Genomic DNA, 20,878 nt, shown 5'->3' with positions numbered 1-20,878 from the left:
CCTTCGACGGAGTGATGGTCGGGCAGAATCACCATGCTGGAGAACGAGCCGGGCACGGGGGCGGAAGGCGGGCTGAAGCGCTGGCTCGAAGGCATCGGTCTCGGCCACTATACCGATCTCTTCGCGCAGCACCGCCTCGATCTCGATGTCATGGGGGATTTGACCGAAGCCGACCTGGTCGAGCTCGGCTTGCCGCTTGGCGACCGCAAGCGGCTCCGGCGGGCGATGGCGGCGCTGTTCCAGGCTGAAACCGCGGAGCCGCCGCCGACAGCGGCGCGTCCGCAGAGCCGGACGGAGGTCGGGGCCGAACGGCGTCAGCTCACCACCATGTTCTGCGACATGGTCGATTCCACCGCGCTCTCCGCGCAGTTCGATCCTGAAGACGTGCGTGACATGATCGCAAGTTTTCGCGAGACCTGCGTCCGGGTGGTGAAGCATTACGAAGGCTTTGCCGCCCGCTTCGTCGGCGACGGCATTTTGGTCTATTTCGGCTATCCGACCGCCCATGAGGACGACGCCGAGCGCGCGGTGCGCGCCGGGCTCGAGATCGTGCGGGTGCTGTCGACCGCGCGCGCGATCGAGCCGCGCGGCGCGCTCAGCCATTCGCCCGCCGTCCGCATCGGCATCGCGACCGGTCTCGTCGTGGTCGGCGATCTCGTCGGGCAGGGCACCGAGGAGCGTGACTCCGCGGTCGGGGAAACCGTCAATCTCGCCGCGCGCCTGCAAGGCCTGGCGCCGTCCAACGGAGTCGTGATCTCGACCTCGACGCAGTCGCTACTGAAGGGGAAGTTCGACTATCGCAATCTCGGCGTCCATGCGCTGAAGGGCATCTCGGAGAAAGCGCAGGCCTGGCACGTGGTGCGCGCCACGCGGGTGGAAACCCGCTTCGCCGCCGCCATGGGCACGCGGCTGACCCCGCTCGTCAACCGCGAGGAGGAGATCGCGCTGCTGATGGGCCGCTGGCAGCAGGCCAAGGACGGCGACGGCCAGGTCGTGGTCAAGTTCGGCGAGCCCGGCATCGGCAAGTCGCGCATCATCCAGGAGATATTCGAGCGGATATCGGGCGACCGCCATGGGCAGGTCTCGTTCCAGTGCTCGCCCTATTACACGTCCACGGCGTTCTATCCGTTTGCCGAGCAGCTCAAATTCTCGCTCGGTCTCGATCGCGAGGATGCGTCCGCGCAGTCGCTGGCAAGTCTGGAGACCGCGATTGCCGCCGCCCATGGCGACATCGAGCAGGTCACACCGCTGTTTGCCGCACTGTTGTCCATCCCGACCGGAGATCGCTATCCGCCGCTGGACCTGTCGCCGCAGCAACAGAAGGACGCCACCGTCGCGGCGCTGGTCAGTCACTTCCTTGGCCTCGCGCGCGAGATGCCGCTGGTGGTCGCGTTCGAGGATCTGCACTGGATCGATCCGACCTCGCGCGAGGTGATCGACCTGCTGGTCGATCGGGTGCAGAACCGGCCGATCCTGGTCATCATGACCGCACGCTCCGAATTCCAGCCGAGCTGGAACGCGCATTCGCACATTACGACGCTGGTTCTGAACCGCCTGAGCCGGCAGTTGCGCGCGACGCTGGTCGAGCGCGTCGCCGGCCGCGAGCTGCCCAAGGAGGTCGTCGAGGAGATCATCGTCAAGACCGACGGCGTGCCGTTGTTCCTGGAAGAGCTGACCAAGACCGTTCTGGAATCCAACCTCCTGACCGAACGTCATGGACGCTACGTGCTGTCGGGCCCGTGGCGGCAACTCGCGATCCCGGCGACGTTGACGGATTCGCTGATGGCGCGGCTCGACCGGATGGGGCCGTTCAAGCGGATCGCGCAGATCGGCGCCACCATCGGCCGCGAGTTCTCCTATGAGACGCTGCACGCGGTCGCCAACACGCCGGCGGAGCAGATCGAGGCCGCACTCAATCACCTGGAGGAGGCGGGGTTGATCATGCGCCGCGGCCATCCGCCCGACGCGCTCTACTCCTTCAAGCATGTGATGATCCAGAATGCCGCGCATGCGAGCCTCTTGCACAGCGAGCGGCGCAAGCTGCATGCACGGATCGCGCAGGTGCTCGCCGAGATGTACCCGGAGAAGACCGACCGCGAGCCGGAGCTGCTCGCCCATCACCTGACCGAATCGGGCCAGAGCGAGGGCGCCGCCAGCTTCTGGCTCAAGGCCGGCAAGCAGGCGGCCAAGAGCGGCGCCAATCTGGAGGCGATCGGCCATCTGCGCCGCGGCTTGAGCGTCGTGCAGGCCAATGCGCGTATGCAGGGCGCAGACGAGATGGAGCTCGAGCTGCGCATCGCACTCGGCAACGCGCTGATCGCCGCTAAGGGCTACGCCGTGCAGGAGGTCGAGGAGAATTACATTCGCGCACTCGAGCTCGGCCAGCAGCTCGACGACGACGAAAAGGCCTTCGCCGCCACGCGCGGGCTCTGGGTGTGCCATTTCATCCGCGCCGATCTCACCCGTGCGCACGATCTCAGTGTCGAGCTGTTGAAGTTCGCAAAGCGCGAGCGGCTGAACGAGCGGACGCAGCCGGCGCAGCAGACCGGCTATCTGATCGAGGCGCATCGCTCCATCGCGATGACCATGCTCTATCGCGGCCGCTTTGCCGCCGCGCAGCACCATCTGCATCGCTGCATCAACCTCTACAGCCCCGATTTGCACTCCGATCTGATGGAGCGCCACGGCACTGATCCCGGCGTCGTCTCGTTGTCCTATCTCGGTTACCTCCTGTGGTTCCTGGGCCGGCCCGACGCGGCGCGACAGCACAGCGAGCAGGCGATCCTGCACGCGGAAAAGATTCGCCATCCTTTCTCGCTCGCCTTCGCGCTCGTATTCGGCGCCTATCTCTGCCAGCATTTGCGCGATATCGAGGGCACGCGCGACCATGCCAACCGCGCCATGATCATCGCCACCGAACACAATTTCCTGCACTGGAAGCAGCAGGCCGCGATCCTGCGCGGCTGGGCGCTGGCACAGCTCGGCGAGGCCGACGAGGGCATCAGCCAGATGCGTTTCGGTCTCGACGAATACGAGGCGATGGACTCCTGGCTTGCCGGCTGCTGGTTCCGCTGCCTGCTCGCGGAGGCCTACGCCAAGGTCGGGATGCGCGATGCCGCCCTGCGCGCGCTCGACGGCGCGCTCGCGACCGCGAGGCGGACCGGGGATCACTCCTACCTCGCCGAGGTCTATCGCCTGCAAGGCGAGATCACCCTGTCGGACGGCGGGCCGGCGGCGGTGCAGGAGGCCGAGGATTTGTTCGCCCTGTCGCTGGAGACCGCGCGCAAGCAGGGTGCGTTGTCCTGGGAGCTGCGCACCGCCGTCAGCCTCGCGCGCCTCTCGCATGAGACCGGCAAGCGCGAGCACGCAAGTCTCCTGCTCGCGCCGATCGTCGGCAAGTTCAGCGAAGGTTTTTACACGCCGGACCTGAAGCAGGCGATGCAGCTGGTCAACGAGCTCGGTGCGGACGTGCCCGTGCGTGAACGAGCCGATCCGTGACATGAGCGATCTGGCAGCCGCGCGTGCGCGCTACGTGGAGAGAATCGCGAAGCGCGAGCGGATTTCCTCGACGCGCCTGCTCTCAGCCCTCGGCGACGTCCCGCGCGAAAAGTTTCTGGCGAAGGGACCCTGGCGCATCAAGAGCGAGGCGGGGAGCAGCTACCGGCTAACGCCGGATGCCGATCCGGTTCATCTCTACGACAATGTGCTGGTCGCGATCGACGCGCGCCGCAAGCTCGACACGGGCTTGCCGAGCCTGTGGGCGCATTTCATCGACGTGCTCGACGTCGGGGAGAAGGACCGCGTCATCCAGATCGGCTGCGGGCTCGGTTATTTTTCAGCGGTGCTGTCGGAGATCGTGGGCCCAAAGGGCGGGGTGCATGCCATCGAATGCGACGAGCGGCTTGCCGCTCGCGCGGCGAATTACCTTCGCCCCTATCGCAATGTCACGGTCGTCCACGGCGACGGATGCAAGGACCTCGGCGAGCCTGCCGACGTGATCATCGTGCATGCCGGCTTCTCGCACCCGCATCCGCTCTGGCTCCAGTCGCTCCGCCCGCGCGGCCGCCTCCTGGTGCCGCTGACCCAGCGGGACCGCGAAGGAGCCGCCCTCAAGATCTCGCGCAGAGGCAAAGGCTTCGAAGCCGAGGCAGTCCAGCAGATCCGGATCTTCCCCGGCCAGGGCCGCGGCGCCACCGCGCTCGACGACCGCGTCGCCGACTGGTGGCAGCGCGCCTCGGCACTTGCCCCGCTCCGCTTTCGCGGCATCGCGCAGGGGCTGCCGTCGGATGGCTAACGCTTCGTTTCATTTTACCTTGATTGCGAATGTAAGTTTCCAACGCCTTCCGACGCCGCTATGACTGCGGTTTAATGGCCATTTGAGCGCGCTCCATGCATTCCGTTGCACTGCTGACTGCCAGCTATGCCAAGGATATCGAACGCTTTTCGCTGCTCAGCGAGAGCATCGACACGTGGCTGACGGGATACACGCGGCATTATGTTCTCGTTAACGATGAGGACCTGCCGCTGTTTGCGCGGTTCGTGTCCGACAAGCGCGTCATCGTGCCGGCCTCGCGCTATTTGCCGAAATGGCTGTTCGCGCTGCCGCCGGCGCTTCAGTTCATCAGCAGCCGCCGCGTCTGGCTGTCGCTGCTGTCGTCGCCCGTACATGGCTGGCACATCCAGCAGATCCTGAAGATCGCCGGCGTCCTCAATGCGCCCGAGCAGCGCGTCTGTATTCTTGACTCGGACAATCTGTTCTTTCGCGAATTCGACGTCGGCCAATATGCCGGCGCCGAGAAGACGCCGCTCTTCGTCACGCGCAAGGGGATCGACGCCGATCATCCCCTGCATGTCCTGTGGCTCCGCACCGTCGATCAGCTTCTGGGTATCAAGCAGCGCTCGTTCCCGGCAGACGACTATGTCGGCAACGCGCTGGTGTGGGACAAGGACACCGCGCGCGCGATGACTGACGCTATCAAGTCGGCGACGGGCCTGAGCTGGGCTCTGGCGCTGTGCCGGAAGAAAAAATTCTCGGAGTATCTGCTCTACGGAAACTTCGTCGCGAACTCGCCGGAGCACCTCGCCAGACATCGGATCACCGAAGACAGCATCGCCGTGTCGCATTGGGACGACACGCGGCTCGATCGCCCGGCGATTGAAGCGCTGATCGCAGCCGCCTCGCCCGAGCAGGTCGCGCTCTGCATCCAGTCCTATTCGTCGACTTCGATCGACGACATCCGCGACGTGTTCCGGCTGAATTCGCGCGATCGTCGTGGTCCGAGCCTGTCGCCCGAAGATATCGAAGATCAGGCTCAGTTCGAGGTGAAGACGCGCTAGGTCGCGCCGCTCAGGCGTCCCTCGTCAACCTGCTGATCACGTCCATGAACGGTTTTGGCTTGAACTCGCCGTCGAGCGGCAAGGGCCGGTTCGGCTGCTTGTCCGCGCGGGCAAAGGTGCCGTTGATCCAGCTATAGCGATCCGACAGGCCCCAGGTCAGGATCGAGCGCACCGGCCCGCTGGTCGAGATCGCGGTCAGGAGGTCGTTGACGCGCTTGGCTACGATGGCGTCGCGCTCGGCCGGATTGCCCGTCAGCTTCTGGTCGTCGACGTCGAGCTCGGTGACGAGAACTTCCAAACCCCAGGAACGCAGCTCGGTGACGAACTCGGCCAGCCCGTGCGTGTCGATCTCGAGCTCGGCATGCAGATGCGATTGCAGTCCCACGGCGTGGAGCGGAACGCCCTGATCGAGCAGCTCCATGATGAGGTTGCGGTAGGCCGCGCGCTTGGCAATGAACGAGTCCTTCGCCGACTCGATGTCATATTCGTTGATCGCGAGCTTCACGTAGGGATCGGCTGCAGCTGCGGTGCGGAACGCCAGCGGAATCCAGCCTTTACCCAGATGCTGCGTCCAGAACGTATCGCGCCGGTCGGTGACCTTCTTCGGGTTGTCCGGGATCGGCTCGTTGACGACGTCCCACGACGTCAGCTTGTCCTTGTAATAGGACACGACAGTGCCGATGTGGTCGACGTAAGCGCGCTCGACACCCTTGGTGTCCTTGATCTGCTTGGTCCAGTCCGGAATGTCATGATACCAGGCGAGCGCATGGCCGCGCATCGTCAGATCGTTCTGCCGGGCGAAATCCAAAATCGCATCGGCGCGCTCGAAAGCAAAAGTGTGCGCGTCCGGCCGCAGCATCGGCCATTTCAGTTCGAGCACCGGTACGACCTGCGTGCAATAGGTGCTGATGGCTTCGCCGAGCCTGGGATCGGCCTGCAGGTCCCAGAGCGTCGCGGCAGCACCAAAGCCGGGGCGCCGCTGCGCAAGTTTGGATGCCGGCAATGCTGACGCGGATGCGCCCGCTGCAAGCGTCGCGGCGCTGCCGAGCAGAAATTCGCGTCTGTCGAGCTTGACCAATTTGCGGCGTTCCTTCGGGAACCAACGCGCCATCGTACCAAGCGCCGCTTTGCAACGCCCGGGTTTCCGTTTGTTGGGTTAACTTTGCCGGACGTCGTCAACCCGTCTGACGCTGCAAGGCCGCTTCGGCAATCGTGTAATAATGAAGCGCGCCCTTCTCGAGCGTCAAATTATCCATCACATAGTCGCGAGGTGCGAAATCGCCGGCGGCGACATGCGACCAGAAGTCGCTCCAGCCCGAGATGAAGCCGCCCGCATCGGTAAATGTCATGCCGCAGCGTGCGTCGAAATAGGGCACCGAGGACACGCCGCCTTCGTATCTGACCCTGTGCGGGAAATATTCCGGATCCTGCCACGGCCCGCCGCGATCCCAGGCGAACACGGGAACGCCGCTCGACAGCGCCTGCTGGCAGGCGATGCCCTGGCTCTCATGCTCGCACAGGAACACCATGCTGCGGCAGCGCGCCAGAGCCGCCTTGTAGTCGTCTTCCTTGTAGTGGCCGTAGCGGACCAATTCGACGGTGCGGCCGCTTGCCTCGAGCTGCCGGCGGATCGGTTCGATCAGCTCGGCATCGAAGCGGTCGTGTTCCCAGCGGATCTTGTCGTAGAGCAGCACATCGACGCTCTTCTGGTCGGCAGGCGCAGGCGTCCACAAATCGGTCTCGATGCCGACCGGCCAGATCTCGACATGCGGCCAGTACGGACGGCACATGTCGGCGTACCAGGTGCAGGGCACCAGGATGGTCCTGGCTTGCAGGCCGTGCAGATGGGCCGGTGCTTCCACCGGATGGTTGTACATGGCAACGCCCAGCAACAGCGGGTTCTTCCATTCGAACCAGTCCAGCACGAACGGCCGCCCGATGATGCAGGCGAGCTCCTCCGGATGCTTGCGGATATGGCCGTAGTCGTTGGTCCGATAGCGGATGCCGACCCTGTCGAGACCCGCGCAGAGATTGAGGAACACGCGCCGCTGGCCGCTGATCCATGTCTTGCCGAGCAGCATGCGGCGCAGCAGCGGCCGGATGTGGCGGTCGCCCGGAAACCAGCGGTCGTCCCGTTCCTCGAAAAACAGGTTGAGCGTCATCCGCTCGCGGCCTTCAGGGGCAGCCGGAACCAGAGGGGCGTCAGCGCCGCCGTGCGGCGGCTGAGCCGGATTTGCCCGGATACGCTCGGCAACGTCCATCTTGGTCACGTCCACGCACTGCCAGGACGTCGGGCGACGACCTGAAATCATGGTTTCTTTTCGGTGATCGCGACCGCCGGTTCAAGGAAAGGGCAAATTTAACGCTAACGCGCGAAAGCGGTGGGGCCGCCCCATTCGGCGGCCGATTTGCAGACTTAAATGACTATCTTGGGGGATGCTGCGGCGCAGTCCGATCGCCACACCAAGGTCCAACTGATGAACGGCCGCTCGATTTCAAGGCCGCCGGTCCCGTGCACGCATGCTGAATCGCCATTTCTCGATCTATCTCGTCGCCTACATCCTGCCCGCGGCGGTGGGTTTCTTCGCGGTCACCGCCTACACGCGGCTGCTCACGCCGGCAGAATACGGCGTCTATGTCGTCGGCATCAGCCTCGCCGGCATTCTGGGCGCGATCTTCTTCGCCTGGATCAAGCTGTCGGTGTCGCGCTATCAGGCAATGTCGGCGGAGGTGGATTTTCGCGGCACGGCGATGGTCGCCTTTGGGCTCACGGTCGCTGTGCTCTGCGCCACCACCCCGCTGGTCTTTCTGTTCCGCAGCGATGTCAGCGTCGAGCTGCTGCTCGCCAGCATGTTCGTCGCGATCATGGCCAATGCGGTCGATGTCGGTCAGGAGTTCGAGCGCGCCAAGCTGCGGCCCTATCGCTTTGCGGCGATTTCGATCGTGCGCAGCGCGTCGAGCGTTGGCTTCGGCCTCGTCGGCATCTGGCTCGGCTGGGGCGGCATGGGCCTGCTCGCGGCGTTCGGCCTCGGCTCGCTCACCGGCATCATCCTCAATCTCATCGGGGACCGCACCAGGATCGCGCGCTTCCAGCGCAGCCAGTTCATGCAGCTGGCGCGCTATGGCCTGCCGCTGACGCTGGCCGGTCTCTCGGTCGCGCTGTATTCGACCTGTGACCGCCTGATCGTTGCTTATCTGCTCGGCAAGGACGCCGCCGGCATCTTTGGCGTTGCCGCCGACCTGCCGCGCCAGTTCATGGTGATGATCGCCTCCAGCGTTGCAGCTGCGACCGTACCGCTGGTGTTCCGGTCGCTGTCGGAGAAAAACAACGAGATCACGCGGGAGCGGCTGAGCGAGAGCCTCGAGCTGCTGCTTGTGGTCGTCGCGCCTGTCGCGATCTGGCTGGCGCTCGCGGCCGACCAGGTCGCAGGCACGCTTGTCGGCGTCGATTTCCGCGCCGGCGTGTCGGCGCTGCTGCCGACCCTGGTGCTCGCCCGCTTCTTCGGCATCGCCAATCAATTCTACGTCCAGATCAGCTTTCAGCTCGCCGAACGACCCTTCATGCTGGCGGCGCAGTCCTTCGTTACACTGGTGATAAGCGTGGCGCTGATGTTCGCGCTGGTTGCAGGCTACGGCCTCCATGGTGCGGCGCTGGCGACACTCGCGACCGAGGCGCTCGGCTTCGTTGTCGCAATCGTCCTGATGCATCGTGCCCATCCCTTGCCGTTCGATGTCAACCGCCTCGCCGGCGTGGCTGCCTCCGCAGCCGTAATGGCAGCTGCGATCCTCGTTGCGCGATCGCAGGTGAGTGGCACCGGCCCCATGTCGTTGGTCATCGTGAGCCTTGCGGGCGGCCTCGCCTACGCCGCCGCGGCGTGGCTGCTCAATGTCGCGAATGTGCGCACGCTGTCGCTCCGTTTCCTGCGGACCTTCAACCGGAAGGCGCTGGGCGTCTAGCCGCGATGTCTGACGAGGCTCGGCTCGCCGTCTTTAGCTCTGGAAGCGCGCCTTGGCTTGGCGATGGCTCGTTTCCGCCGGAAGCGTACGGCCGGCCAGGCTCCCGGCGGAGGTTGATTTTGTTCGAGCGGTCAATATTGACCAGTAACTTCGGACCTGGCGGCTCATGCTGGCGATATCACCGCCCCTTGTTGGCATCTATCGGTGACAGAGAGTGCTGTAATGCTCCCGCCAGATTTCGAGGGTGCATCGATGGAATTGCAACATTCCCGCTCATCCGCTCCGTCATTTGTATCAGACCCGCGGCCGAGCTGTCCCAACTGCGGCGAACGCATGAGCTTGGTGAGGATTCCCGGCTCATCCGCGTTTGACATCGGAACGTTCGCGTGCGCCGGCTGCCATCACGTTCACGCTACCGCAGTCGAAACCGATCCCATGAAATCCACCGCGGCGCGCTGGCTCGCCAGTCATGATTTGAGGTCGCCGAACTAAGCGAGTGCCCCCGAATGGAAGACTTGGAAGAATTCCTTCATCGCGAGAACCTGAAAATCTTCAGAAGGCAGATCGATCTGGCCAAAGACGATGTCCGGCGGCAATGGCTCTTGAAGCGCCTGGCCGAGGAAGAGGCGAAAGTCCGGGGTGCGACTTGATAGCCTGTCACTGGCGTACCAACACGCCGTCGATGGGTGATGTGTCGTGAGCGGATACATATTCAACGACAAGGGAATCCGCGCCGGCGTCCTGAACGGCACATCGATCTTCGACCTCGGCGGAAAGAAAGTCTACGATCTCAAGGGAAACAACATCTATCGTCTCTCGGGTGAGTTGGTCGGCCATACGCTCAACGCGCCAGGCTCCGACAAGCGTCTGGATCGCGGCAGCCAAGGGCTGCTCTCCGTCCAGGGGCAACCGGAACCTGACGAGCCCGAGAAGCGTCCCGGGCCGCAATGGCAGCCAACGGACGACTTTGCGGAAGCAATCCGCCTGCGCCGGATCATCTCCGACACACCGTCCGCTCGTCCCAAGCGAGGGTGATCGCGCATTCGCGAAACGTCGTGCAAGCCCACCGCGACACCCCAAGCAGGGCGCCAGTGGCCCGTTGCGGATGCGCGGCTGAGAATCTATTGCAGCGGCGACCGCGTCCCGGTGGCAGCATCGTAGACCATGATTTGCAGCATTGGGAACCTGCCGAGCAGCTCGGCGCCGGCTTCTCGGGCAGTCGTTTCGCTGTCGTAACGAGTCTTGAACCGTCCATCGACCACAAGTGAGAAGCCATCTGCCGGTGCTACGTCGGCTCTTTGAATGGTCCTCGGTTCAATGTCGTCAGGTTGCGTAATCGGCTTTTTCATCGGGTACCTTCATATCGTTGCAGGAGAAGGCGAAGCGTTTCTGGCCCCAGACCGCCTCAGTCGCCCCTCACGATCTCAGGCTTGTCATACAAGACCGCGGTCAAGAGTGAGTTGTGAACCTCGATCTTGCCGTTGTAGCTGATGAAGCCAAGCTTGCGAAACTTGTTCATGAAGAAGCTGACCCGAGAGCGGGTTGTCCCGATCATCTCAGCGAGCGTCTCCTGGCTGATCTGCACCGCGATCGGCTGAGGGGCGCCATCCTTTCCGAAATTTGCCAACAGCAGGAGGAGACGCGCAAGCCGCTTCTCGCTGGAATTGAACAACTGGTCGATCAGGTCTTCCTCGATGCGGCTGTTTCGGCTGAGCAGATAGGCCATGAACATCTCGGAAAATTTTGGTTCGTTCTGGAGCGTCGCAAGCATCGCGGATTTCGAGATGGACGTGATCACAGATGGTTCCATCGCCACCGTTGTCGAAATCCGCAGTGGATGGCCGTTCAGGCAACCTTCGCCGAAGAATTGTCCAGGCTCCATGATTCCGACCACCGCTTCCTTGCCCTGCTCGGAGACGACGAGAACCTTGATCTTCCCCTTCTGGAGATAGAAAACGGTATCTGCAGCGTCGCCTTGCGAAAACACGACTTGGCTTTTGTCGAATTTCAATATGGCTTTACCTTCGCCGACCTTGGCGAGAAAGATTTTTGGATCAAATGAGCTTTTCGGCGCTTTCGGCATGAAGTCGTCAAAACCGGATTGGAGGTCCCTCAGTTTAGCAGGCCCGGTACCGGGCGCGTTAGGCAAATCTAGCTTCTGCCCTTGCGCCCGCGCGACCCCGACCGACCAATTATGGCGGTGGCTTCGCCGGCTCGCTTGCGCTCGATGACGTATGACCGTCTGATGCAGGTCCATCACGAGTGCGGCATCGAGTTCGGTCTGGCCCATCGAGGGGGGACTGGACCAGCAGCCGGGACCCTATCGCTCAATTGGCGTTGCCGCAGAGCAGAATTGCTCAGCTTTGATGGAATGGTCCACGACCGGTGGCGAGGCGCGCGCCGATCATAGGATCGACATCTGAGCGATTTTGCACATCACGCGCCGTCGCCGACGTCTATTCTGAACACCGGCAGAAGTTCTTCTGTCCGCTGGCGAGCGCGTGAAATGAACATATCTGGTGAGGGCCTTTTCGTCATATTGGCTGTGGGCATCGCGGCCGGTTGGCTCGCGGGCCAGATCGTCATGGGCACGGGTCTGGGCCTGGTCGGCGATCTCGTCGTGGGAATAGCGGGGGCCTTCATTGCGAGCTGGGCATTTCCGCAACTCGGAATCCATCTCGGTTCGGGGATTGTTGCGCAGATCATCGACGCTGCGGTCGGCGCGGTCTTGCTGCTCGTGATCATTGGGCTCGTCCGCGGTCGGAGCCGATGGGGCGGAAGCTGGGGCGGCGTTTGGCGAAAACGCTGGTAAGCGCGCCGCGAGCGTCTGCCTGGAACGAACGTCGCCGGGGTTACTTGGTGATGGCGACCGGATCTGATGCCCACTCATCATATCCGATGAATGGCGGCCCTGGTTCGCACCCCCGTGCTGGGGCCGCTTTCCTCGAACGTTCAGCCGCTACTTGGCTGATCTCATCGGATCGTCCACGGATATCTTGTGGACGTTTCCGCACCTGGAGCATTCGAAGATTCGCAGATCGGGACCGTCGCAACTTGCTCCGACGTGAATCAGCATCATGCGACTCTGGCACGCCGGACAGAGGGGCCGGGGTATCGGAATCAGCGTCGGTTCTGGACGAGCATAGATCTCGGACATAGGAAGCTCCTGCCCATGTGGCGGTGTATGCTGAACCCGAAGCGGCCGCCGATGACAGCCGATTCGCCGGCTGCGCGATGAGCATGGCGCGGGCTGAGCTTGGCCTCCGTTCAAAATTGCTCACTTTCCCGAAAATTGCCGGCTGATCGGCTTGGCTCCGAGGTGAGCAATATTGCTCAGCGGCCTATCCCGGCATGGGTCAGTATGAGAACGCGGGGGCACGACCTCAGGGCTGCCGCCGCAGGCGTCCGTGGCGGATGATCGTGCTTCTTGGACGATAAGTTCGGGAGCAGAGCAGATATGACTCAAAGGACGCCTGAAATCCGCGCATCGGCACAGTTGCTCGCACGCTATCGCGAGCCCGACAGCGCGCGCGGTGTCCTCGAGCTGGCGATTACCGCGGTGCCTTTCTTGGTCATCTGGGCTTTGATCTGGGCCGCTCTCGACCGCGGCTATTGGCTTGCTCTGCTGCTCGAGGTGCCCGCGGCGGGCTTGCTGGTCCGCCTCTTCATGATCCAGCACGATTGCGGACATGGCTCGTTCTTCCGCGGTCGCGTTGCGAACGATTGGGTCGGCCGAGCCATCGGTGTCATGACACTGACGCCATACGATTACTGGCGGCATAACCATGCACGCCATCATGCGAACTCCGGCAACCTCGATCACAGGGGCTTGGGCGACATCGATACGTTGACCGTGCGCGAATTTCTCGGGCAGTCGCGATGGCGTCGGACGCTCTATCGTTTGTATCGACATCCCATCGTGATGTTCGGCGTCGGTCCCACGTATTTGTTCATCTTGAAGCATCGATTGCCGGTAGGGATAATGCGCAACGGCTGGAAGCCCTGGCTGAGTACAATGGGCACGAATATCGCGATCGCGGTTCTCGTCGCCGCGATGATCCGGCTGGTCGGCTATGGGCCGTTCCTGCTCGTACACCTGCCGATCGTCGTCCTGGCGGCGTCGATCGGTGTCTGGCTGTTCTACGTCCAGCACCAGTTCGAGCACTCGTACTGGTCCCACGACGCGACCTGGAGTTTTCACGACGCTGCGCTGCACGGCAGCTCCCACTACCAATTGCCGGGTTTCTTACGATGGTTCACGGCGAATATCGGCGTGCACCACATCCATCATTTGTCCAGTCGAATTCCCAGCTATCGCCTGCCGGACGTGTTGCGCGACCATCCGCAGCTCGCTGGCGTCGGCCGGATTACGCTGCTCCAGAGTTTGCGGACCGTGCGGCTGGCCTTGTGGGACGAGGAACGGCTGCGGCTCGTCTCCTTTGGCGAGGCAGCCTCGACCTCAGCGGATTCGCTTGCGCCGCCGCGGCGTGGCTGCCGAGTGTCATGAATCCGCGCGCCCCGTAGTTGCATTCCCTACGAATGGTCGCTCGGACGGCGATGGGAGCTCAGCAGGGAATGCGTGCCGGGCCGAATCGCAGGTGGCGGGCTCCGAGGCCAAAGCGCTGGCGATCGAAGGACGGTCCCAAGGAGGTCTGCGGCGATCTGTGATCCGATTGTGACCAATGGTACGCCCGGTTCCGCCACGGGACGGGCATCCGGAATCGCACCCTCTCCAAGGCGGACATTCTGACGCGGGTTCGGCGGGAAGCTCGGGGCAGCTTCACCCGTGGGCTACCCTTCCGCCGGTGCGGGCTGTCGTATATGAGAGACTTGTCAGCCGAGCGCCGGACGTTCCCGCCATCGGCTTGAAGGGCGGCTGCGATTTCTTAATTCAAAGATCGCAATCTGACATTTGATCGTCACAAGCGGACTGGCATTTCGACCGAGGATGGCATGAAAAACCTGATGACAACGGCGCAATCCACCGTGGCGATGCGGCGTTGGGGGCCTCCCGGAATTGTGACCTTGGCGGCGGTGGTCGCATTCGCGGCTATGGGCCCGGCGACCGCGGCCAAGCAGGCGCGCCAGCCGGCCGAGGCGGTGGCGCCGCGCGAGGCCGGCGAGCCGATCATGGCGGTGGTTTCAATCAAGAGCCAGCAGGTCACCTTCTACGACGCTGACGGCTGGATTTTTCGCGCGCCGGTGTCGACCGGCACGACGGGCCGCGAGACGCCGGCCGGCGTCTTCGCCATCGTCGAGAAGGACAAGGACCACCACTCGACCATGTATGACGATGCCTGGATGCCGAACATGCAGCGCATCACCTGGAACGGCATCGCGCTGCATGGCGGGCCGCTGCCCGGCTATGCCGCTTCGCATGGCTGCGTGCGCATGCCCTTCAACTTCGCGGAAGGCCTGTTCGACAAGACCAACATCGGAATGCGGGTGATCATCTCGCCGAACGACGCGGCCCCGGTCGATTTCTCTCATCCCGCGCTGTTCATGCCGAAGCAGGAGGCCATTGCGGCCGCGCCCGGCCGTATCGGCAAGCTGTCAGCCGAGGCCGAGGAGGCCACCCGGGCCGCCGACGAAACCAAGAGGGCGGCATCAGCGGCCGCGAAGGAGGCTGCCTCGCTGCCGGCCTCGCTGCGCAAGCTGGAACAGCAGAAGGCGCGCGCCGACGCAGAGAACGCCTATGCCGACAAGTTGGTTGCCAATGCCAAGACCGACCAGGCCAAGGCAAAGGCCGAGGAGCTGAAGCAGAAGGCCGCTGCCAAGGCCGCGGATGCCGCGACGCAGCTCGACGCCGCCAAGGCCGCGGCGCAGCCGAAGCGCGACGCCGTCGCCGCGACGAAGGAAGCCGCCAAGGTGGCCGCGGCTGAAAAGACCGAGGCTGTGAAGGCGGCGACCGACGCAAAACTCGCGCTCGAGCCGGTCTCGGTCTACATCAGCCGCGCGACGCAAAAACTCTATGTGCGGCGGAACACGCACAAGCCGGCGCCGGACGGCGGCGGCGAGGTGTTCGACACCAGCATCGAGGTTCCCGTCACCATCCGCAATCCCGACCAGCCGCTCGGCACGCATATCTTCACGGCGATGGCGAAGAACGATACGGGCCTGCGCTGGAGCGTGGTCACGATCGACAACGGGGACGAGGCCAAGAGCGCGCTCGACCGCATCACCATTCCGCAGGATGTGTGGGATCGAATCGGGCCGACCGCATTGCCGCGCTCGTCCATTATCATCTCGGACGAGCCGCTGAGCGCCGAGACCAACTACCGCACCGAATTCGTCGCAGTGTTGAGCAACCAGCCGCAGGGCGGATTCATCACGCGCAAGCCGACCGCGCCGCCGCCGATGGAAATGGCGAGCGACGACGGCTGGGGCGGCAACGGATTTGGCTTCTTCTTCCAGCAGCGCGACCCGAACCCGCAACCCGTCAATCCGCGTCGTCGCAGTGGCCAGTACCAGTATTATCAGCCGGCGCAACCGATGCAGCGGGGCTTCTGGTAGGGCGCGGGCACGCGGCGAACCGGACCGAAGCCTGCAACTATCGGCGAGCTTCAATCACGATCGCCTGGATCTTGCCCTCGACAGCTCCGGACCCGTGGCGCGTCCGGATCGCCTCGGCAACGACATCAGTTGCGGCCTGAAGCCCGCTGGCATCCCTGGCCTCGATCTCGCTGCGCAGCGGTGTGCCCTGGCAGAGCGCGGTCGCGACATATTCGGCCGAAGGCGCGCGGCTGATTTCAGATCGCGTTTCGATCGATATGTCGCGGAAGCCTGCACGTTCGAGGTCGGCCTTGATGTCGGCCTTGTCGTGATAGCCGTGCGGCGTGCGCACCATGAAACGGGGCGGGTCATCGGGAAACATCTTGCCGAGCGCGAGCGTCGCTTCGTGCGTGAGCACATTGTCCTCGATGCGATCCCAGACGTTGAACACGAACGTGCCGTCGCCCCTCAGGACGCGCTTCATCTCGCCGTAGGCCTTGACGCGGTCCGGAAAGAACATCGCGCCGAATTGGCAGCACACCACGTCGAATTCGGCATCGCCAAACGGCAGGTCCGTTGCGTCCGCCTGGCGCCAAGTGATGCGATCATCATCCGCCTGACGCCGCGCCGCGACCGCGAGCATCGGCTCGTTGAGGTCGGTTGCGACGTAGCGAACCCCGCGCGGCAGTGCCGCCGCCACGGCGCGCGTCACCGCGCCGGTGCCGGCTGCGATCTCGAGCAGCACGGAAGGAGAGAGGGCGGCGATACGTCTTGCGATGTCGTCAGCGTAGACGGCGAAGATCATCGGGACGAGATACTCGTCGTAGATTTTCGGAATCGAGCCGGCGAAAACCTTGTCGGTGGCAGACATGTTTGCCTCGCTGAAGGTTCGGACACGAGGCCCATGTTACCACAGATCGCCGGCTAAAGCATGATCCGGAAAAGTGCGAAGCGGTTTTCCGAAAAGATCATGCGCGAACAACAACCTAAAGCGCGATGACGATTCATCCCAATCTCATCGCGCTTTAGCGCGCCAACAGCGACGTGAACCCCGCCGGTTCCTGCATCGCCTTGCGGGCCTCCATCGACATCGGCTCGTAGCGGCTGCCGTTGGAGATGCTGAGCCGGCTCTCGACGCCGCTCGATCCGGCGTAACAGCCCTCGGGCGTGTAGCTGACAAAACCGTCGTCACCGAAGCCGATGGCGGTCAGGAGCAGGCGCCGCTCGGCGATATCCCAGACCTTGATGGTCTTGTCCTCGCTCGCCGAGATCAGCCGCGTTCCGCCAGGAAAGAACGCGACCGCCTCGATATCTTCCTGATGGCCCGCAAAACTTGCGAGCAGCCGGCCACTGTCGGCGTCCCACAGATTGACCGATTTGTCGTGCCCGCCGCCACCGGTGACGATGCGCTTGCTGTCTGCCGACCAGCTCGCCGACACGACATAGTCGCGATGTCCCGCGAGGAGGCGCGCGTTGCCGCTTCTTGCGTCCCACACTTTGGCCGCGCCGAGCTCGGCATCGGAGCCGGCGGTAACCACGCGCGTGCCGTCGGGCGAATAGGCGACGCGAAGCGCCTTGCGGCCGTAGGCATCCTTCGCGTCGATTGCGCCGCTGGTGCGGTAGAACCTGATCTTGCCGTCGTAACCGGCCGAGACGAACTCGCCCGAGCCTGATGGTGCGTAGCTCAGCGAGCGCACTGCCGCGCGTGCGGGATCGGGGCTCTGGTGATCGAGCTTGCTCTTGGCGAGCTCGCGCGTGCCGAGATTCCAGATCCGCACGACACCGTCCTCGCCGGCCGACGCCAAATATTTCAGCGATGGCTCCGGCGCAAAGGCGACCGCGAACTGCTTTGCGCCCGCATCGAACGTCAGGCTCTGGCCGTCGCTCCTGAGATCCCACACCTTGACCTTGCCGTCCCAACCGGCGGAGGCGAGCAGCGTGCTGTCGGCCCAGTAGTCGAGCGCATAGACCGCGCCGGCATGTCCGCGCAGCACGCGCGTTTGCCGGAACGAGGACGCATCCCAGAGCCGGATCACGCCGTCGTCGCCGGCGGTGGCGATCTCCCTTCCGTTGGGCGAGACGGCGATGGTGCGGACGCTTGCACCCTCGACATTCGGCTTGATCGAGACCGGGATGAAGGGACCGCCGACGGCGTCACTGCCGCGCCGTGCGATCCGTGTGGTGCAGCTCGACGACGGGACGGCAGCGACGCTCTTCGTCTCTGTTACCGGCGGAGCGGTGAGCGCGAGCGGCGCGACGGTCGCTGGAACGGCCGCGAGCTTCGGTGCGGCAACGGGCTTTGTTGCCTCCGGCTGCGGCGGCAGGACGGGTGTCGTCTGCACCATCTTCGTTTCAATCGTGACTGCGGCCGGCGCCGGGGCAGGGCTGGCGGCTGCGAGCTTGTTGCGCTGAACCTTTGCAAGATCGGTATAAAACCCGCTCGGATGCGCGGCGATGTAGAGATCCCAGGCTTCCAACGTGCCGACGCGCTCGGAAAATTCGTAGTCGCGCGATGCGCTGGCGTCGGTGGATGCTGCGGGTGCAGGCGGCGGAGCAGCAGGTGCCAGTGCCGGCGCCAGCATGACATCGTCACCGCCGAGCGAGCCGTAGATGAAGGGCTCCTGTTTGTTGGTCGTGGCCTGCAGCACCTCGTCGCGGACATAGCCGAACGCCTTGCGCAGATCGAGGCCCGGCGTCGCAAGATGATGCGCCAGCGCGGTCGCGAACGGGCTGTTCTTGCCGTCGCCATCGAGCGCGGTGAGGCCGGCCTTGGCGGCAAAGGCAACAAGCGTGTTCGGGCTCGACGGCTCGACCTTGGCAAGGCCGCGTGCAACCGCCCGCGACGCCATCGTGCGCTTCATGTTTTTCGAAAACGGATTGTCGCGGCAGGCATCGAGGATGACGAGGCGCAGCCGCTTCGCCGGCTCGATGGCGACGAGAATGCGATCGAGCCCGATGGTCTCGTCATAGACGTCAGTGTCGTTCTCGAGTTGGGCGTCGACCGGCACGATGTAGTTGTTGCCGTCGATCTCGATGCCGTGCCCGGCGTAATAGACGACGGCGATATCAGCGCTGCGGGCCTTGGCACCGAAATCCCGCAGCGTGCGCCGCATCTCCTGGGCGGACAGGTCGTTGCGAGCATCGACGACCGTGAAGCCGGCCTTCTTGAAAGTCTCGACCAGAAGGTTGGCATCGTTGGTGGCGTTGGCGAGCCTGGGCGCGCGCTGATAGGCCGAATTGCCCATCACCAGCGCCATGCGCTGGTCGGCAAAGGCCGCAGCCGGCTGGAAGGCGAGCGCCAGCGCGCTGAAAACAAAGAGATAAATGAACTTCATCACGGCCCCCAAGCCGGGATCTGGAAATGTCGGCAAGAATATCCGACCGGGGCCGCAATACAAATTCTATTTGGTTTCGTCCGGCGAGTCCGGCCGGTGACCCAGTCGTCATGCCCGGGCTTGTCCCGGGCATCCACGTTCTCTGTGCTACAGAGAAACACGTGGATGGCCGGGACAAGCCCGGCCATGACGCTGCGGAAGCTTCAGCGCGCCCAACGCCGGTCCTACGCCTTCGCACCGACCTCGCGGATCGGTCGCGTGCCGTCCCATTTCAGCGCCGCCTGCCGGACTTTTTCGAAGAACGGCCCCTTGGTGCCACTTATGTCGGATATCTCTACGATGGTTCCCGGATGCGCCTGCGTGTTGAAATAGGCAAAGCGCCCCTTGTCGCCGCCGATCTGGCCCTCGTGGCCGACCTTGTAGCCGAGCCCGAGCGCCTTGTCGTAGAGCGTCTGGTAATCGTTGCTCCAATACGACATGTGCTGGAGGCCTTCATGGCCGGCGTCCAGAAACTCCCTGTACAACGAGGGCGCATCGTTGCGCTGCTGGATCAGTTCGATCTGGAGATCGCCGGAATTGGCCAGCGCAATACTCATCTCGACGGCGGAATCCTGGCCGCGATGTCGGAACCAGTCGGTCTTGACGCGGTCCATGTAGTACCAGGGCCCGACGCCCATCACCTCGATCCAGTGCGTCATCGCGGCGTGAATGTCCCGGACCACATATCCGTTCTGGCGCACCGCGCCGAAGATGCGGCTCATGCGCGCGCTCCTCTCGTTGCCTTGGTCACTTGACCTCGATGCTTGCGTCCTTGGCAACCTGCTTCCAGGCTGCGATGTCGCGCGCGTTGATGTCGCGCTGCTCGTCGCCCGGCACGAATTGCGGCGTGATGCCGAGCCCCAAGAGCTTCTCTTTCACCGCGGCATCGCCGAGCGCGTCCTTCAGCGCCGCCGACAGTTTTTGCGCGATCGGCGGCGCGAGGCCGGCGGGTGCATACATCGCCCAGGACAGGCTGCGGTCGAATGCCACGCCCTGTTCCTTGTAGCTCGCGACATCTGGCAGGCTCGGCGAGCGTTCGCCACAGGCGGCCAGCGCCTTGATCGAGCCGTCCTTCACCAGCGGCGTTGCAGTCGCCACGTCGAGCGTCGCCAGCGAGATGTGACCGCCGAGCAGATCGCCGGCGAGCTTCGCAATGCCGTTGAACGGCACATGCTCCATCTTGATGCCGGTCTGCTGCATCAGGATTTCGGCGCAGAACTGCCCGGTCGAGCCGACGCCCCAGCTTCCGTATTGAATCGCCTCGCCCTTCTTGGCGAGCGCAATCAGGCCCTTGATGTCGTTGGCGGCAAAATCCTTGGTCGCTACCAGAATGATCGCGGAGACGCCGACGCGCCCAATCGTCGTAAAATCCTTGATCGAATCGTAGGGCAGCTTTGGATAGATTGCGGGGGCCAGCACATGCGTGGTCATGCCGCCGACGGTGATGGTGTAGCCGTCATTCGGCGAGGTCGCGACCATCTGCGTGCCGAGCGTTCCGGCCGCACCGGTGTGGTTCTCGATATAGATGCTCTGCCCGAGCGTCTTGCCCATCTTGTCGGCGAGCAGTCGGCCGACCACGTCGCCGCCACCGCCGGCCGCGTAAGGCAGCAGCATCCTGATCCTGTGCGTGGGATAGGCGGCGGGATCTTCTGCTCGCGCCGGCAGGGCCGCCGACACGGCAAGCAGCGAGAATGCGACGATGCGCAGCTTCAGGATGG

17 protein-coding genes are annotated in these 20,878 nt (G+C 63.8%); 9 read left to right on the top strand and 8 right to left on the bottom strand.

Annotated features, from left to right (window positions below; genetic code table 11):
* The first annotated feature begins 33 nt into the window (after positions 1 to 33).
* The 3 genes from B5V03_RS16390 to B5V03_RS16380 all read left to right on the top strand — a co-directional run bounded on the left by B5V03_RS16390 (position 34) and on the right by B5V03_RS16380 (position 5,337).
* Positions 34 to 3,498: an ATP-binding protein gene (locus B5V03_RS16390; protein ID WP_129271351.1), complete on the top strand. Its 3,465-nt coding sequence runs from the start codon at positions 34 to 36 to the stop codon at positions 3,496 to 3,498.
* 1 nt (position 3,499) lies between these two features.
* Positions 3,500 to 4,294 carry a protein-L-isoaspartate O-methyltransferase family protein gene (locus B5V03_RS16385; RefSeq protein WP_129271350.1) on the top strand — a complete coding sequence of 265 codons (795 nt, stop codon included), beginning with the start codon at positions 3,500 to 3,502 and terminating at the stop codon, positions 4,292 to 4,294.
* A 95-nt stretch (positions 4,295 to 4,389) separates the two neighbouring features.
* On the top strand, positions 4,390 to 5,337 hold the full coding sequence (locus tag B5V03_RS16380) for a DUF6492 family protein (RefSeq protein ID WP_129271349.1): 948 nt from the start codon (positions 4,390 to 4,392) through the stop codon (positions 5,335 to 5,337).
* Between the two features lie 10 nt (positions 5,338 to 5,347).
* Here the strand turns inward: B5V03_RS16380 and B5V03_RS16375 are convergent, their stop codons facing one another.
* Positions 5,348 to 6,415 (bottom strand): endo-1,4-beta-xylanase, encoded by a 1,068-nt coding sequence (locus B5V03_RS16375; RefSeq protein WP_129271416.1) that lies wholly within the window; start codon positions 6,413 to 6,415, stop codon positions 5,348 to 5,350.
* Between the two features lie 97 nt (positions 6,416 to 6,512).
* On the bottom strand, positions 6,513 to 7,598 hold the full coding sequence (locus B5V03_RS16370; RefSeq protein WP_129271417.1) for a glycosyltransferase: 1,086 nt from the start codon (positions 7,596 to 7,598) through the stop codon (positions 6,513 to 6,515).
* 259 nt (positions 7,599 to 7,857) lie between these two features.
* Between B5V03_RS16370 and B5V03_RS16365 the strand changes: the two genes are divergently transcribed.
* From B5V03_RS16365 to B5V03_RS42035, 3 genes are all read left to right on the top strand, one after another.
* Positions 7,858 to 9,294, top strand: coding sequence for a lipopolysaccharide biosynthesis protein (locus B5V03_RS16365; RefSeq protein WP_129271348.1), 1,437 nt, complete (start codon positions 7,858 to 7,860; stop codon positions 9,292 to 9,294).
* A gap of 506 nt (positions 9,295 to 9,800) precedes the next feature.
* Complete coding sequence (locus B5V03_RS41475; RefSeq protein ID WP_164988055.1) at positions 9,801 to 9,944, top strand: hypothetical protein; 144 nt, start codon at positions 9,801 to 9,803, stop codon at positions 9,942 to 9,944.
* A 46-nt stretch (positions 9,945 to 9,990) separates the two neighbouring features.
* Positions 9,991 to 10,329: a hypothetical protein gene (locus B5V03_RS42035; RefSeq protein WP_129271347.1), complete on the top strand. Its 339-nt coding sequence runs from the start codon at positions 9,991 to 9,993 to the stop codon at positions 10,327 to 10,329.
* 86 nt (positions 10,330 to 10,415) lie between these two features.
* Here B5V03_RS42035 and B5V03_RS16355 read toward each other — a convergent pair whose 3' ends face one another.
* Positions 10,416 to 10,643 (bottom strand): hypothetical protein, encoded by a 228-nt coding sequence (locus B5V03_RS16355; protein ID WP_129271346.1) that lies wholly within the window; start codon positions 10,641 to 10,643, stop codon positions 10,416 to 10,418.
* Between the two features lie 56 nt (positions 10,644 to 10,699).
* Positions 10,700 to 11,377, bottom strand: coding sequence for a Crp/Fnr family transcriptional regulator (locus tag B5V03_RS16350; protein ID WP_129271415.1), 678 nt, complete (start codon positions 11,375 to 11,377; stop codon positions 10,700 to 10,702).
* Between the two features lie 423 nt (positions 11,378 to 11,800).
* On the opposite strand from B5V03_RS16350, the gene B5V03_RS16345 reads away from it, so the two are divergent.
* The 3 genes from B5V03_RS16345 (at position 11,801) to B5V03_RS16330 (ending at position 15,807) form a co-directional block, all read left to right on the top strand.
* Positions 11,801 to 12,106, top strand: a complete 306-nt coding sequence (locus tag B5V03_RS16345; RefSeq protein ID WP_129271345.1) for a GlsB/YeaQ/YmgE family stress response membrane protein — start codon at positions 11,801 to 11,803, stop codon at positions 12,104 to 12,106.
* Between the two features lie 645 nt (positions 12,107 to 12,751).
* Complete coding sequence (locus B5V03_RS16335; RefSeq protein WP_129271343.1) at positions 12,752 to 13,801, top strand: fatty acid desaturase; 1,050 nt, start codon at positions 12,752 to 12,754, stop codon at positions 13,799 to 13,801.
* Positions 13,802 to 14,247: 446 nt separating this feature from the next.
* Positions 14,248 to 15,807: a L,D-transpeptidase gene (locus tag B5V03_RS16330; RefSeq protein ID WP_129271342.1), complete on the top strand. Its 1,560-nt coding sequence runs from the start codon at positions 14,248 to 14,250 to the stop codon at positions 15,805 to 15,807.
* A 37-nt stretch (positions 15,808 to 15,844) separates the two neighbouring features.
* On the opposite strand, the gene B5V03_RS16325 is transcribed toward B5V03_RS16330, so the two are convergent.
* The 4 genes from B5V03_RS16325 to B5V03_RS16310 form a co-directional block, all read right to left on the bottom strand.
* Entirely contained in the window at positions 15,845 to 16,657 is an 813-nt protein-coding gene (locus B5V03_RS16325; RefSeq protein WP_129271341.1) for a class I SAM-dependent methyltransferase, read from the bottom strand.
* A gap of 154 nt (positions 16,658 to 16,811) precedes the next feature.
* Entirely contained in the window at positions 16,812 to 19,121 is a 2,310-nt protein-coding gene (locus B5V03_RS16320; protein ID WP_129271340.1) for a caspase family protein, read from the bottom strand.
* A gap of 224 nt (positions 19,122 to 19,345) precedes the next feature.
* The gene (locus B5V03_RS16315; protein ID WP_129271339.1) at positions 19,346 to 19,882 is read right to left on the bottom strand and encodes a VOC family protein; all 537 of its coding nucleotides are present in this window, start codon (positions 19,880 to 19,882) and stop codon (positions 19,346 to 19,348) included.
* A gap of 25 nt (positions 19,883 to 19,907) precedes the next feature.
* The gene (locus tag B5V03_RS16310; RefSeq protein ID WP_129271414.1) at positions 19,908 to 20,873 is read right to left on the bottom strand and encodes a Bug family tripartite tricarboxylate transporter substrate binding protein; all 966 of its coding nucleotides are present in this window, start codon (positions 20,871 to 20,873) and stop codon (positions 19,908 to 19,910) included.
* Between the last annotated feature and the right edge of the window lie 5 nt (positions 20,874 to 20,878).

This window comes from Bradyrhizobium betae, from assembly GCF_004123905.1.
Classification (GTDB): domain Bacteria; phylum Pseudomonadota; class Alphaproteobacteria; order Rhizobiales; family Xanthobacteraceae; genus Bradyrhizobium; species Bradyrhizobium betae_A.
Note: the sequence above shows the minus strand (reverse complement) of the source record. Positions and strands in the feature narration are given on the sequence as shown.